At 59.3% G+C, this 14,414-nt stretch carries 13 protein-coding genes; 3 read left to right on the top strand and 10 right to left on the bottom strand.

The features are described from left to right. Window positions 1-218: 218 nt before the first annotated feature. Together AC1Q8Q_RS12255 and AC1Q8Q_RS12260 are read left to right on the top strand one after the other, a co-directional pair. On the top strand, window positions 219-1,595 hold the full coding sequence (locus AC1Q8Q_RS12255) for a glutamine synthetase family protein (protein WP_015097275.1): 1,377 nt from the start codon (window positions 219-221) through the stop codon (window positions 1,593-1,595). A gap of 223 nt (window positions 1,596-1,818) precedes the next feature. Continuing rightward, entirely contained in the window at window positions 1,819-2,454 is a 636-nt protein-coding gene (locus tag AC1Q8Q_RS12260) for a TetR/AcrR family transcriptional regulator (RefSeq protein ID WP_020797296.1), read from the top strand. A gap of 118 nt (window positions 2,455-2,572) precedes the next feature. On the opposite strand, the gene AC1Q8Q_RS12265 is transcribed toward AC1Q8Q_RS12260, so the two are convergent. The 9 genes from AC1Q8Q_RS12265 to AC1Q8Q_RS12305 all read right to left on the bottom strand — a co-directional run bounded on the left by AC1Q8Q_RS12265 (window position 2,573) and on the right by AC1Q8Q_RS12305 (window position 11,611). Then, on the bottom strand, window positions 2,573-2,788 hold the full coding sequence (locus AC1Q8Q_RS12265) for a TOBE domain-containing protein (protein ID WP_007967989.1): 216 nt from the start codon (window positions 2,786-2,788) through the stop codon (window positions 2,573-2,575). A 33-nt stretch (window positions 2,789-2,821) separates the two neighbouring features. Further along, entirely contained in the window at window positions 2,822-3,628 is an 807-nt protein-coding gene (gene ssuB / locus AC1Q8Q_RS12270) for an aliphatic sulfonates ABC transporter ATP-binding protein (protein ID WP_083349881.1), read from the bottom strand. Next, the gene (gene ssuC, locus AC1Q8Q_RS12275) at window positions 3,625-4,407 is read right to left on the bottom strand and encodes an aliphatic sulfonate ABC transporter permease SsuC (protein WP_083349882.1); all 783 of its coding nucleotides are present in this window, start codon (window positions 4,405-4,407) and stop codon (window positions 3,625-3,627) included. Before ssuC ends, ssuB begins: the two co-directional genes overlap by 4 nt. Window positions 4,408-4,415: 8 nt before the next feature. After that, window positions 4,416-5,564, bottom strand: coding sequence for an FMNH2-dependent alkanesulfonate monooxygenase (gene ssuD / locus AC1Q8Q_RS12280; RefSeq protein ID WP_083349883.1), 1,149 nt, complete (start codon window positions 5,562-5,564; stop codon window positions 4,416-4,418). Window positions 5,565-5,589: 25 nt separating this feature from the next. Next, window positions 5,590-6,555, bottom strand: coding sequence for a sulfonate ABC transporter substrate-binding protein (locus AC1Q8Q_RS12285; protein ID WP_020797292.1), 966 nt, complete (start codon window positions 6,553-6,555; stop codon window positions 5,590-5,592). Between the two features lie 106 nt (window positions 6,556-6,661). Further along, window positions 6,662-7,255 (bottom strand): NADPH-dependent FMN reductase, encoded by a 594-nt coding sequence (gene ssuE / locus AC1Q8Q_RS12290; protein WP_492615075.1) that lies wholly within the window; start codon window positions 7,253-7,255, stop codon window positions 6,662-6,664. A gap of 312 nt (window positions 7,256-7,567) precedes the next feature. Further along, window positions 7,568-8,206 carry a peroxiredoxin gene (locus AC1Q8Q_RS12295; RefSeq protein WP_020797291.1) on the bottom strand — a complete coding sequence of 213 codons (639 nt, stop codon included), beginning with the start codon at window positions 8,204-8,206 and terminating at the stop codon, window positions 7,568-7,570. A 320-nt stretch (window positions 8,207-8,526) separates the two neighbouring features. Next, complete coding sequence (locus AC1Q8Q_RS12300; RefSeq protein WP_492615076.1) at window positions 8,527-9,867, bottom strand: OprD family porin; 1,341 nt, start codon at window positions 9,865-9,867, stop codon at window positions 8,527-8,529. 400 nt (window positions 9,868-10,267) lie between these two features. Continuing rightward, a complete protein-coding gene (locus AC1Q8Q_RS12305) occupies window positions 10,268-11,611 on the bottom strand; it encodes an OprD family outer membrane porin (protein ID WP_168759098.1) in 1,344 nt (447 codons plus the stop codon). 363 nt (window positions 11,612-11,974) lie between these two features. On the opposite strand from AC1Q8Q_RS12305, the gene tauA reads away from it, so the two are divergent. Continuing rightward, window positions 11,975-12,964: a taurine ABC transporter substrate-binding protein gene (gene tauA, locus AC1Q8Q_RS12310; protein ID WP_168759099.1), complete on the top strand. Its 990-nt coding sequence runs from the start codon at window positions 11,975-11,977 to the stop codon at window positions 12,962-12,964. Window positions 12,965-13,112: 148 nt separating this feature from the next. Here tauA and argA read toward each other — a convergent pair whose 3' ends face one another. After that, on the bottom strand, window positions 13,113-14,411 hold the full coding sequence (gene argA / locus AC1Q8Q_RS12315) for an amino-acid N-acetyltransferase (RefSeq protein ID WP_020797287.1): 1,299 nt from the start codon (window positions 14,409-14,411) through the stop codon (window positions 13,113-13,115). Between the last annotated feature and the right edge of the window lie 3 nt (window positions 14,412-14,414).

The raw sequence follows: 14,414 nt of genomic DNA on the forward strand, positions 1-14,414 counted from the left end.
TTACACAACACCCCCGTAAAAAATACAACACGGCCCGCTCAAGCCTGCGGGCGTCAAACGGCCACGGGGGATGAAAACGCCCCAAAGAGCCTCAAAAAAGCCATGTGAGCGCTTTTTTAGGGCAAAAAAGGCCTCGCTTGACTTCGGCATGCCGTTCGGGTTGACTGGAATCCGAAAAGATCAATGATTGATATTTTTAACAACAAAGGTGTTGCATCATGTCGGTACCCCCGCGTGCCGTTCAGCTTAACGAAGCGAACGCGTTCCTTAAGGAACATCCTGAGGTTCTGTACGTTGACCTTCTGATTGCGGATATGAATGGTGTGGTGCGCGGCAAGCGCATCGAACGCACCAGCCTCCACAAGGTTTACGAGAAAGGCATCAACCTGCCGGCCTCCCTATTTGCTCTGGATATCAATGGCTCTACGGTGGAAAGCACCGGCCTGGGCCTGGACATCGGTGATGCTGACCGAATCTGCTATCCAATCCCCGATACCCTGTGCAACGAGCCATGGCAGAAGCGCCCGACCGCGCAACTGCTGATGACCATGCACGAACTCGAAGGCGAGCCATTCTTCGCCGACCCGCGCGAAGTGCTGGCCAACGTCGTGCGCAAGTTCGACGAAATGGGCCTGACCATCTGCGCCGCGTTCGAACTGGAGTTCTACCTGATCGACCAGGAGAACGTGAACGGCCGTCCGCAACCGCCTCGCTCGCCGGTTTCCGGTAAACGCCCGCACTCGACACAGGTCTACCTGATCGACGACCTCGACGAATACGTCGACTGTCTCCAGGACATTCTGGAAGGCGCCAAAGAGCAAGGCATCCCTGCCGACGCCATCGTCAAGGAAAGTGCCCCGGCGCAGTTCGAAGTGAACCTGCACCACGTGGCCGACCCGATCAAGGCCTGCGACTACGCAGTGCTGCTCAAGCGCCTGATCAAGAACATCGCCTACGACCATGAAATGGACACCACCTTCATGGCCAAGCCTTACCCGGGCCAGGCGGGCAACGGTCTGCACGTGCACATTTCGATTCTCGACAAAGACGGCAAGAATATTTTTGCCAGTGAGGATCCCGAGCAGAACGCCGCGCTGCGTCACGCGATCGGCGGTGTGCTCGAGACCCTACCGGCGCAGATGGCTTTCCTCTGCCCGAACGTCAACTCCTACCGTCGTTTCGGCGCGCAGTTCTATGTGCCGAACTCGCCGTGCTGGGGCCTGGACAACCGCACCGTAGCGATTCGCGTACCGACCGGCTCCGCCGATGCCGTACGTATCGAACACCGCGTGGCCGGTGCCGATGCCAACCCGTACCTGCTGATGGCTTCGGTCCTGGCAGGCGTGCACCACGGCCTGGTCAACAAGATCGAGCCAGGTGCCCCGGTGGAAGGCAACAGCTACGAGCAGAACGAGCAGAGCCTGCCAAACAACTTGCGTGATGCGTTGCGCGAGCTGGACGACAGCGAAGTCATGGCCAAGTACATCGATCCGAAATACATCGATATCTTCGTGGCCTGTAAAGAGAGCGAGCTGGAGGAGTTCGAACACTCCATCTCCGACCTCGAGTACAACTGGTACCTGCATACCGTGTAAGTGGTTGCAGTGAACAAGAAGCGCCGCCGGCCTCACAGCCAGCGGCGTTTTTTTATGGCCCTGCGGCGGTTCGCGAGCAGGCTCGCTCCCACAGTAAATTTCAGTGAACATCATTTTCGTGAACACAGGCAATCCTTGTGGGAGCGACTTGCTCGCGAAGGCGTCCAGGCAGACAACATCAAACCCTGCTCGTACAATGCCCCCTGCCCCGCAGGAGACTCCAATGACGCGCACCGCCACCGTTCGCAAACCCCGTGCACGCAGCCAGGCCCGGATCGATTCGATACTCGATGCCGCCCGCACGCTGCTGGCCGCCGAGGGCGTGGCCAGTCTGTCGATCTACAGTGTCGCCGAACGCGCACAAATCCCGCCCTCCTCCGTCTACCACTTCTTCGCCAGCGTCCCGTCCCTGCTGGAGGCGCTGACGGCCGACGTCCACGCGGCCTTCCGCGCCTGCCTGCAGGCACCTATCGACCATGACGCTTTAAGTGGTTGGCGTGACCTGTCGCGACTGGTCGAGCAACGGATGCTTGAGATCTACAGCGAAGACGCCGCGGCCCGCCAATTGATTCTGGCCCAGCACGGCCTGACCGAAGTCACCCAGGCCGACCGCCAGCACGACATTGAGTTGGGCGACCTGATGCACAAGTTGTTCGATCACCATTTCGAGCTGCCAAGGTTGCCGGACGATGTCGATGTGTTTGCCTTGGCCATGGAGCTCGGGGACCGGGTTTATGCGCGCTCGGTGCAGCAGCACGGGCAGATCACGCCGCGCATGGCTGAGGAAGGGATGCGGGTGTTCGATGCGTATCTGGGGCTGTACTTGCCGCCGTACCTGCCCAAGCGCTCCGCACGCTGATCGTTCCCACGCTCTGCGTGGGAATGCAGCCCGGGACGCTCTGCGTCCCCAAAGGCCGAACGCGGAGCGTCCGTTGAGGCATTCCCACGCAGAGCGTGGGAACGATCACACGTACGACTCACAATTTGGCGATCGACACCTCGGTGGATTTCACGAACGCGATCACTTCGCTGCCCACCGCCAGTTCCAGCTCTTTCACCGAACGCGTGGTGATCACCGACGTGACGATGCCGGAAGCGGTCTGCACATCGATTTCCGACAGCACGTCACCGAGTACGATTTCCTTGATGGAGCCTTTGAACTGGTTGCGAACGTTGATGGCCTTGATAGTCATGATGTTGATTCCTGTCGTTGATTGAGGCTTGAGTTATTGAGCCCAACGCAACTGCGTAGGCAAGGGTGAAACAGGTTCCGGCTCCGGTGGTTGCCCCGGCAGTGACAGCACGCGGTTGAGCACTTCGGTTTCCAGCGCCGCCAGCCGATGGGAGCCGCGGACCCGAGGGCGCGGCAGTTCCACGTGCAGGTCGAGGCCGACCTCACCGTCTTCGATCAGGATCACCCGATCGGCGATCGCCACCGCTTCGCTGACGTCGTGGGTGACCAGCAACACCGTAAAGCCGTGTTGTTGCCAGAGCCGCTCGATCAGCTGCTGCATTTCAATTCGGGTCAGCGCATCCAGCGCACCCAACGGCTCGTCGAGCAACAGCAGGCGCGGTTGATGGATCAGTGCGCGAGCCAGCGCCACACGTTGCTTCTGCCCTCCGGACAACGCCGCCGGCCACTCGTTGGCGCGATCCGCCAGGCCGACCGCTTCCAGGGCTTTCAGCGCTTGCGGACGCCAGTTGCCCTTGAGGCCGAGGCCAACGTTGTCGATGATCTTTTTCCACGGCAGCAGACGCGCTTCCTGGAACATCAGCCGGGTGTCTTCCCGCGCCTCGCTCAGCGGAGCGGTGCCGGCGAGCAATTCACCAGCCGTAGGTTTGTCGAGGCCAGCAAGCAAGCGCAGCAGGGTACTTTTGCCACAGCCGCTACGGCCGACCACTGCTACGAACTGACCGGCCGGAACGTGCAGGTCGATCTCACGCAGCACCTGCCGCGAGCCGAAGGTTTTTTGCAGCTTGCGCACCGCCAGCGGGATTCCGCGCAACAGGCGTGGAGGTTGTTGAGCAGTCATGCGGCACCTCCCTTGACGACCTGATAGGCCGGATGCCAGCGCAGCCATACGCGTTCAAGTCCACGGGCCGCGAGGTCGGCCAGTTTGCCGAGCACCGCGTATAGCAGAATCGCCAGCACCACCACGTCGGTCTGCAGGAACTCCCGGGCGTTCATCGCCAGGTAGCCAATGCCGGAGCTGGCGGAGATGGTTTCGGCGACGATCAGCGTCAGCCACATGAAGCCCAGGGCAAAGCGCACACCGACCAGGATCGAAGGCAAGGCCCCCGGCAGAATCACTTGGCGAAACAGGCTGAAACCCGACAGACCGTAGCTGCGCGACATTTCCACCAACGCCGGGTCGACGTTGCGGATGCCGTGATACGTGTTGAGGTAGATCGGGAACAAGGTGCCCAAGGCCACCAGGAAAATCTTCGCCGATTCGTCGATGCCGAACCACAGGATCACCAAGGGAATCAGCGCCAGGTGCGGCACGTTGCGGATCATCTGCACCGAGCTGTCGAGCAGGCGCTCGCCCCATTTCGACAGGCCGGTGATAAAGCCCAGGGTCAGGCCGATGCCGCCACCAATGGCAAAACCCAGCGCCGCGCGCCAACCGCTGATAGCCAGGTGCGTCCAGATTTCACCACTGCGAACCAGGCTCACCCCGGCTTCGATCACGGCAATGGGCGCCGGCAGAATCCGCGTCGACAACCAGCCCGCCGACACCGACAACTGCCACACCGCTAACAGCAAGACCGGTAATGCCCATGGCGCAAGGCTGTGAATGACTTTCTTCATGGTGCGCCTCAGCTCTGGGACGCAGCTTTAGGGAGAATGTCGTTAGCAACCATCTCGCCAAACGGGCTGACGTAACCGGCGCTTTTCGGCAACTCGGGACGCTCGATATCCAAGTGCGGGAACAGCAGTTCGGCAACGCGATACGACTCTTCCAGGTGTGGATAACCGGAAAAGATAAAGGTATCGATACCCAGGTCCGCGTACTCCTTTACACGGGCAGCCACGGTTGGACCATCACCCACCAGCGCCGTGCCGGCACCGCCGCGCACCAGGCCGACACCGGCCCACAGGTTGGGACTGACTTCCAGGTTATCGCGACTGCCGCCGTGCAGAGCCGCCATACGTTGCTGGCCAACCGAGTCGAAACGCGCCAGCGAAGCCTGGGCACGTGCGATGGTGTCGTCGTCCAGGTGCGAGATCAGTCGGTCCGCCGCTTGCCACGCCTGGGCATTGGTTTCGCGCACGATCACATGCAGGCGAATACCGAAGCGCACAGTGCGCCCGAGCTTGGCGGCCTTGGCGCGCACCTGGGCGATTTTTTCGGCAACGGCGGCCGGCGGCTCGCCCCAGGTCAGGACCATTTCGACCTGCTCTGCCGCCAAATCCTGGGCCGCTTCCGACGAACCGCCGAAGTACAGCGGCGGACGCGGTTGCTGGATCGGAGGATAGAGCAGCTTGGCGCCCTTCACGCTGATGTGCTGACCGTCGTAATCGACGGTTTCGCCTTCCAGCACCCGACGCCAGATGCGGGTGAACTCCACCGAGGCCTGATAGCGCTCTTCGTGGGTCAGGAACAGACCGTCGCCGGCCAACTCTTCCGGATCACCGCCTGTCACCAGGTTGAACAGCGCACGCCCACCGGACAAACGATCCAGGGTCGCCGCCTGACGCGCCGCCACCGTCGGGGAAATGATCCCGGGGCGCAGCGCGACGAGGAATTTCAAACGCTGGGTCACTGGAATCAGCGACGCGGCCACCAGCCACGAGTCTTCGCAGGAACGACCGGTGGGAATCAGCACGCCGCCGAAACCCAGGCGATCCGCCGCTTGCGCGACTTGTTGCAGGTAACCGTGGTCGACGGCGCGAGCGCCTTCGGCGGTGCCAAGGTAATGGCCGTCGCCGTGGGTAGGCAGGAACCAGAAGATGTTGAGGCTCATTGGAGTGGTCTCCTTAAGGAATCGATTACTGTGCTTTGGCAACGGCTGCCGGCGGCGTCCAGATCACGTCTTTGATGCTCAAAGGCTTGGGAATCAGCTTGAGCTGGTAGAAGCTGTCGGCGATTTTCTGTTGGGCGGCGACCACTTCCGGGGTCAGGAACAGCGCGCCGTAGCCCTGGCGTTTCACGGACGTCAGGGTGATGTCCGCTGGCAGGCCAAGCAGTGGCGAAACCTGTTGGGTCACATCGTCCGGATTGGCCTTGGACCATTCACCGACTGCGCGCACTTCTTCCACGAGGGTCTTGATCACCTCAGGGTTTTTCTGCGCATAGGGCTTGGTGGCGAGGTAGAACTGGTGGTTATCGACGATGCCTTGGCCATCGCGCAGGGTATGGGCCTGCAGCTGCTGTTCGGCGGCGGCCTGGTATGGGTCCCAGATGACCCAGGCATCGACACTGCCACGCTCGAACGCGGCGCGGGCATCAGCCGGCGGCAGGAATACGGTCTGGATATCGCTGTACTTGAGGCCGGCGTCTTCCAGGGCGCGGACAAGCAAGTAATGCACATTGGAGCCTTTGTTCAGGACGACTTTCTTACCCTTGAGGTCCTTCACCGATTTGATCGGCGAGTCCTTCGGCACCAGGATCGCTTCACTGTGCGGCGCTGGCGGTTCGTAGGCGACGTAGAGCAGATCCGCGCCCGCGGCCTGGGCGAACACTGGCGGGGTTTCGCCAGTAACGCCGAAGTCGATGGAGCCGACGTTCAGGCCTTCGAGCAGTTGCGGACCACCGGGGAATTCAGTCCATTGCACGTCCACGCCTTGGGCGGCAAGGCGTTTTTCCAGAGTCCCCTTGGCTTTGAGCAGCACCAGGGTGCCATATTTCTGGTAACCGATACGAAGCGTCTCGGCCTGAGCTTGAGTAATGGCGCCGAAGGTGACAGCCGCAGCAAACAGAGCGACCAGACCACGACGCAAAATGACAGGGCGCATGGCGCTCTCCTTTTTGCAGTTGGGTTTTTGGCTGCACCTGCTTGCCCGTTAGCGGGCGAGTAAGGCCAGTACATCAATTTGGAATGGGGCTTATGTTCAGTGGAGCTCAGATGCTCCAGCGAGCACTCAACAAACGATCATTCAATAGCTGCGGGTCGAGCGGCTTGGGCCGTCGCGCCATGGCGCTGAAAAACAACTCCAGCGACTCGTTCAATCTTTGCTCCAGCTCCGGCGCCAACTGTGCCTGCGCACTGCCTTCGCCGTAAGCGATCTGGCTGTCGACGGCGAAAATCCCCTGGAGCAGCTCCTGGGCCTTCAATGCCGACAATACCGGCTTGAGTGCGTAATCCACCGCCAGCATGTGGGCAATGCTGCCCCCGGCTGCCATGGGCAGCACCACTTTATGCGCCAGGGCGCGCTCGGGCAGCAGATCCAGCACGGTTTTCAACGCACCTGAGAAAGAAGCCTTGTAGACCGGCGTGGCAATCAGCAGGCCATCGGCGTTTTCAATCTGTTGAAGCAGGTTGATCACCTTCGGACTGTCGAAGCGTGCATGCAGCAAGTCTTCGGCCGGGAAGTCCCGCACCTGATAGCTCACCACTTCCACACCCTGCCCTTGCAACCAACGCTGGGAGCGCTCCAGCAACACCCCGGAACGGGAGCGCTGGCTGGGGCTGCCACCGAGTGAGACGACCAACATTCAGACGATTCCTTGAGCGGCGTTGCGATTCGCGGTTTGCGATCTCGCTTGGATAGAGTGACCTTAACAGGTGATTTATATATCTATAAATCATATTTATTCATTTGGTTATTCGTTTTGGCGATATAACTTCAGTTTCTTCCTGACAAAAAAAAGGCCGTCGAAACGGCCTGAAAACCCCCTGCTTTGTGTTCTTGATCGTTCCCACGCTCTGCGTGGGAATGCAGCCCGGGACGCTCCGCGTCCCCTCAAAAGCCGAACGCAGAGCGTCCGTTGAGGCGTTCCTTTGCTGCGCGTGGGAACGCGCAGACTTCAGCGATTCGGCTGCGGTGTCAGGCGCAAGTACGGCTTAATGGCTCGATAGCCTTTGGGAAAGCGCTGCCTGATTTCATCTTCATCCTTGAGCGATGGCACGATCACCACCTCATCACCGTCCTGCCAGTTGGCCGGGGTGGCCACCTTGAAGTTGTCGGTCAGTTGCAGCGAGTCGATCACCCGCAGGATTTCATGGAAGTTGCGACCGGTGCTCGCCGGGTAGGTGATGGTCAACCGTACCTTTTTGTTCGGGTCGATCACGAACAGCGAGCGCACCGTCAAGGTGTCGTTGGCGTTCGGATGGATCAAGTCGTACAGGTCCGAAACCTTGCGGTCGGCGTCGTCGAGAATCGGGAAGTTGACCACGGTGCCCTGGGTTTCGTTGATGTCTTCGATCCACCTGTGGTGCGATTCCACCGGGTCGACGGACAGCGCGATGGCCTTGACCCCACGCTTGGCGAATTCGTCTTTCAACTTCGCCGTAAAGCCCAGCTCGGTGGTGCACACCGGCGTGAAGTCGGCCGGGTGGGAAAACAGCACACCCCAACTATCGCCCAGCCACTGGTGAAACCGGATGGTACCGGCGCTGGAATCCTGTTCGAAATCCGGGGCAATATCGCCCAGTCTGATACTCATGGTGCTGCTCCTGGTGAGTGCTGGTTGAGTTCAACTGTGCCTGCATTTTTTATCCATTAAAAAGAATAAATATCGATTTATTTAGATCACAACGGAATATTAAACATCTCTTCACTGGACGCCCGAACCCATCGCCCCCAACATCGGCCACAAGGTTCGAGAAGGCCTTGAGTTGCTGTAAAAGAGGGGAAATACGAGGCCGGTTTACGGGGGTGAGCCCGCCTAGAAAACGCAAAAGCCCCGCCCGGCGTGATGCCGGGCGGGGCTTTTTTTTGCGTCGGTTACCCTGTAGGAGCGAGCAGGCTCGCTCCCACACGCTATTACAACAGCGGGATCGAGTAGCTGACGATCAGGCGATTCTCGTCCTGGGAGCGAGTGTTCGGCAGATCGGTACGCCAGGTGGCGTTTTTCCACATCACGCCGAGGTTTTTCAACGCACCGGACTGAACGACGTAACCCACGGTCAGGTCGCGTTCCCACTCGGAAGCGCCGCTGGCCGCTTCGCGACCGGCAGAGTTGACGGTATCGATATCGTCGCCATGCAGGTACACCACGCCCGCCGTCAGGCCAGGCACGCCGACTTTGGCGAAGTCATACGAGTAGCGTGCCTGCCAGGTGCGTTCGCCGGCACGGGCGAATTTCTGGATTTGCGAGTCGGTGATGATGTAGGCCGACGATCCGTCGCCCTGGTTCAGCCACGGGAAATCGCTGCTGCCGTTGCTGACCTGGTAACCACCACCAAAGGTGTGACCGGCAACGGAGTACAGGAACAGGCCGCTGTACAGGTTGTTGTCGACCTTGCCTTTACCGTTTGGAGCGTTGTAGTTGCCAGTGGTGAAGTACAGCGGATCGTGACCGTTGGCACCGTCATCGGAACTGTTGAAGTAGCGCAAGTCCGACTTCAACACACCGGGGCCGATTGCCCAGTTGTGCACCAGGCCCAGGAAGTGTTGCTTGTAGAACTCTTCGAGGTTGCCGTAGTAGTACTGGGCTGTCAGGTCCTTGGTGAGCTTGTAGTCACCACCGGCGTAGATGAACTTATTGCTGTCTCGACCTGTTGAGGCACGGCTGTTGGCGCCCGAGATCGACAACTGTTCGTTGTTGCTCGAGTTACGACCTTTTACCTGCTCGATCTGGCCACCGATCAAGGTCAGGTCCTTGATATCGCCCGAGCTGAGTTGGCCACCCTGCCAGGTTTGTGGAAGCAGGCGACCATCGTTGGTCACGATAACCGGCAGTTTTGGCTGCAGGGTGCCCAGTTTCAATTCAGTCTGGGAAACCTTGGCCTTGGCAGTCAGGCCCAGGCTGGAGAAGTTATCAACCGCTTCGCCGTTGGACTTGCTTGGGAACACCGTACCGCCATAGGACGTCGCAGTGGCGCCGTTTGTACCGCCGCCCGAATCCAGGCGCACGCCCAGAAGGCCGATCGCATCAACACCAAAACCAACGGTGCCTTGGGTATAACCGGAAGTGAAACGCAGGTCGAAGCCTTGGCCCCACTCTTCGTTTTTGTTCGGACCAGTACCATCACGGTAATCGGTGTTGATGTAGAAGTTGCGCAGCCCCAACGTTGCCTTGCTGTCTTCGATGAAACCGGCGGCGCTTGCTTGCTGCGCCAAAACCCCTAGGGCCACTGCCACGGCCAGGTTGGACTTGTTCATTGTTTCGCTCCTATCGTTTTCTAATTCTTGGTCCTGGGTCGAATGCCCTGGATCCGCCGGCGCCATTAGCGCCAGACCGTCTGGATCGGTCTTTTTTTGGGCCGCGCAGAATACCCCTTCATAATCCTAAAAAGAATTGAAAAATATATTTTAATCGCATTTAGGAATATGCCCAGACAGTACAGCCCGAGGTATCGACGACAAGCCGATGCCTTGAATTTTTGGGTGTCCGGGAATTTGAAACTCGATCCGAAGCTTACGGTGCGTATCGGATGGCCTAACTTTAAGCGCTTGAGTAAAAATCTAAAAAGAATAAAAAATAATCATATGCATTGTTTATGGAATATAAAACTGGAGACGAAAAAAAGCCTCGTCCGCCGACGAGGCTTTCTGCTACGGCTTACTTGAAGGCGTAGGTGTAGTTGAAGATCACACGGGTCTGGTCTTCATCAAGGGTACTGGTGTTACCACGATACATACCGTGACGCAGCGTCGTACCGAAGCCTTTAAGCGGACCGGTTTGAATCACGTAATCCACACGCAGGTCGGTCTCGCGCTCGTTCAGGTCCTTGCCCACGCCGTTGGTGGCCTTGATGTCCTGGCCGTACAGGTAAGCAGCTGAAGCTTTCAAACCTGGAACGCCCAGCGAAGCGAAGTCGTAAGAGTACTGACCGTAGGTGGTGTTTTCACCGGCACGGATAAAGCTGCCCACGGTGGCATCGGTGAACGAGTAGAAGCTGGCGCCGCCGGCACCTTCGTTGCGACCGTTGCCATCGACAACGTTGGCCTGGTTGAGGAAGACGAAGCCGCCGTCGTCGTTGACACGCTGATGCCCGAGCAGGAATGCACTGCCACCCAGGGTATAGGTGAACGTGGCGCTCCAGGTCTTGTTATCGACCTCGCCCGGCGTCTTGGCGAAGCCGTTGTTGTTGTTGAACCGGTAGCCCGCCTGGCCGCTGCCGTTCTTGCCATCGGAGCTGCTGTCGAAGTAGCGAATGTCAGTCTTGAACGACTGGTTAGGCGCGATCGGGTAAACGTGCACCAGGCCGAGGAAGTTCTGCTTGTAGAAGTCTTCCAGGTTCGCGTAGTAGTACTGCAGCAACAGGTCCTTGGTGACCTTCCAGTCAGCACCGGCGTAACGGAACTGGTTGCTGTCCTGGGTAGCGCCAGCCACAGACAGGCCAGTGCTGTTCGAGGAGGCGCGACCCGTCGCGTGCTCGAGTTGACCGACGTTGAAGGTCACGTTGTCGATTTCCTTCGAGGTGATGGTGCCACCCTCAAAGGTTTGTGGCAGTACGCGACTGTCGTTCGCGATCAGGATAGGCATGTTGGGCTGCAAGGCACCACCGTAGTGGGCCTCGGTCTTCGAGACGCGTGCCTTGACGTTGCCCGCCAAACGGCTCCACGAACTCTCTGCCGAACCATCGGAATCGCTAGGGGAGAAGGAGTTGTTGTCCGGGTGATGGCCCTTGCCGCCGTCCAGATGGATGCCGACCAGTGCCTGGGCGTCGATACCGAAGCCAACGGTGCCTTGGGTGAAGCCCGACTGGTAATCGAACTTCAGGCCTTCCGCCGCTTCACGCTGCCGGTTGGCAGGCGTACTGGCACCTTCACGCTTATCCGAGTCGAAATAATAGGTGCGCGAACTAACGGAAGCCTTGCTGTCATCGATGAAACCGACGGCGCCTGCCTGCTGCGCCAGAACCCCTACGGCCACGGCCAGGGTCAAGGTCGACTTGTTCATTGTTTAAACTCCTCTCGTCTCTAATTCTTATTGGTCCTGGTTCCGGGTCATATGCCTGGAATCTAAGATGCGCGATTAGCGCCAGAGCGTGACCCACAAGTCAATCGTAACTACATGTGTCTACGACCATAGTCTAATCCCCGATTTTTTGGTCCTTGCCGGTCATGCTTTCGTCATAAACCTGAAAAGAATGGATGGTTTCTTTTCTCATACCGTTTAGGAATTTCGCTCATTTTTTGCCTTTCCTCAGGCTAGAGCCTCCGGCTCATAAGCTAATTCCTAAATGGTATTTATTAGGCGTTTTTTAGATCGATTAGGTTTGTAAGCAATTCCGAAACAAAACCTTTCATAAAGGCCAATGCCATGTCGATCAGACGCGCACTATCCAAGCCATTTGTTACAGTTTGTGTATCGCTCGTATTTTCTTTTTCCACCCATGCGGCAAACCTCACGGTTGGCTACCAGACCGGCATTGATCCAAGCAAAGTCCCCCAGGCCGATGGCCTTTATGAAAAAACCATTGGCGAGAAAATCGACTGGCGGCGCTTCAACAGTGGCCCGGAAGTGGTCACCGCCATTGCTTCCGGCGACGTGCAAATCGGCAACCTCGGCTCCAGCCCACTGGCCGCCGCGGCCTCGCGCAATCTGCCGATCGTCGCGTTCCTCGTTTCCGCACAGATCAATGCCGCCGAAGCCTTGGTGGTGCGCAATGGCAGTGGTATCGCAAAACCGCAAGATCTGATCGGCAAGACCATCGCCACGCCGTTCGTTTCCACATCCCACTACAGCCTGTTGGGCGCGCTTAAGCACTGGGGCCTGGACGCGTCGAAAGTCAAAGTGGTGAACCTGCAACCGGCAGAAATCGCCGCCGCCTGGAAGCGTGGAGACATTGATGGCGCATTTGTGTGGTCGCCAGCCCTGGGGGAAATCCGCAAGACCGGCAAGACCTTGACCGATGCCGCACAAGTCGGCCAATGGGGTGCACCGACCTTCGAAGTCTGGGTAGCGCGCAAGGATTACGCCGAGAAGCACCCAGAGGTCATCGCCCGGTTCGCCAAGGTCACCCTCGACTCATTTGCCGACTATGCGGCGCATAAGGACAGCTGGACCGAGGATTCGGTACCGGTGCAGAAAATCGCCAAATTGACCGGAGCCAATGCAGCCGATGTACCGGAATTGCTGGCCGGGTCCGCGTTCCCGGATGCCAAGGCACAACAGACCAGCGCCCTGCTGGCCGGCGGAACGGCGCAAGCGATTGGCGAGACGGCGAAATTCTTGAAGGAACAGGGGAAGGTTGAAACGGTGCTGCCGGATTACTCACCGTATGTCAGCGCAAAATTCGTGCAGCAATAACCCCCCCTGCACTTGATCGTTCCCACGCTCCGCGTGGGAATGCAGCCCGGGACGCTCCGCGTCCCCACTCAGAAGCCAAACGCGGAGCGTCCGTTGAGGCGTTCCCACGCAGAGCTTGGGAACGATCCGGTCGACCGTGACCGCACAATCACAAGGCTTTTTCGAAGATCTTCGAGTTACGCTGGTAGTTGTACAGCGACGCCCGTGCCGACGGCAGACGATCGACGCTGCTCGGCACGAAGCCACGCTCGCGGAACCAGTGAGCCGTGCGCGTGGTGAGGACGAACAAGGTTTTCAACCCCTGGGCCCGTGCACGGGTTTCAATGCGCTCGAGAAGCTCATCACCGCGACCGCCATGACGGTACTCCGGGTTCACCGCCAGGCACGCCAACTCTCCGGCATCGGAATCGGCGATCTGATACAGCGCCGCGCAGGCGATGATCATGCCCTCACGCTCGACCACGCTGAACTGCTCGATCTCACGCTCGAGTACTTCGCGGGAGCGGCGTACCAGGATGCCCTGCTCTTCCAGCGGGCTGATCAAGTCCAGCAAGCCGCCGACGTCTTCGATGGCCGCTTCGCGCACCACCTCGAATTGCTCCTGGGCCACCAGCGTACCGCCACCGTCACGGGTAAACAGCTCGGTCAGCAGCGCACCGTCTTCGGCATAGCTGACGATATGGCTGCGGGCCACGCCGCCACGGCAGGCTTCAGCGGCGGCATCCAGCAGCTCGGCCTGGTAATTGCTGCCCAGACGCTGCAAATGCGCCGGCACCTGCTGCGGACGCAGTTCGCGTACCAGCCTGCCGTGTTCATCGATCAAACCAAGGTCGGCGCCAAACAGCAGCAGTTTGTCTGCGCCCAGGTCGATGGCCGCGCGCGTGGCGACATCTTCACAAGCGAGGTTGAAAATTTCGCCGGTCGGCGAATAGCCCAGTGGCGACAAGAGCACGATGGAGCGCTCGTCCAGCAAGCGATTGATGCCCTTGCGGTCAACCCGACGCACTTCACCGGTGTGGTGATAGTCGACACCTTCAAGCACGCCGATGGGACGCGCCGTCACCAGGTTGCCGCTGGCCACCCGCAGGCGCGAGCCTTGCATCGGCGAAGACGCCATGTCCATGGACAGCCGCGCTTCGATGGCGATGCGCAGTTGGCCGACCGCATCGATCACGCACTCCAGGGTCGCCGCATCGGTAATGCGCATTCCATGGTGGTAATGCGGGGTCAGGCCGCGAGACTCGAGGCGTGCTTCGATTTGCGGGCGCGAACCGTGCACCAGCACCAGGCGCACGCCCAGGCTGTGCAACAACACCAGGTCGTGGACGATGTTGCCGAAGTTAGGGTGTTCAACGCCATCGCCGGGCAGCATGACGACAAAGGTGCAATCGCGGTGGGCGTTGATGTAGGGCGAAGCGTGACGAAGCCAATTGACGTATTCGGGCATGAA

Source organism: Pseudomonas sp. GW823-FHT06B06 (assembly GCF_058795195.1).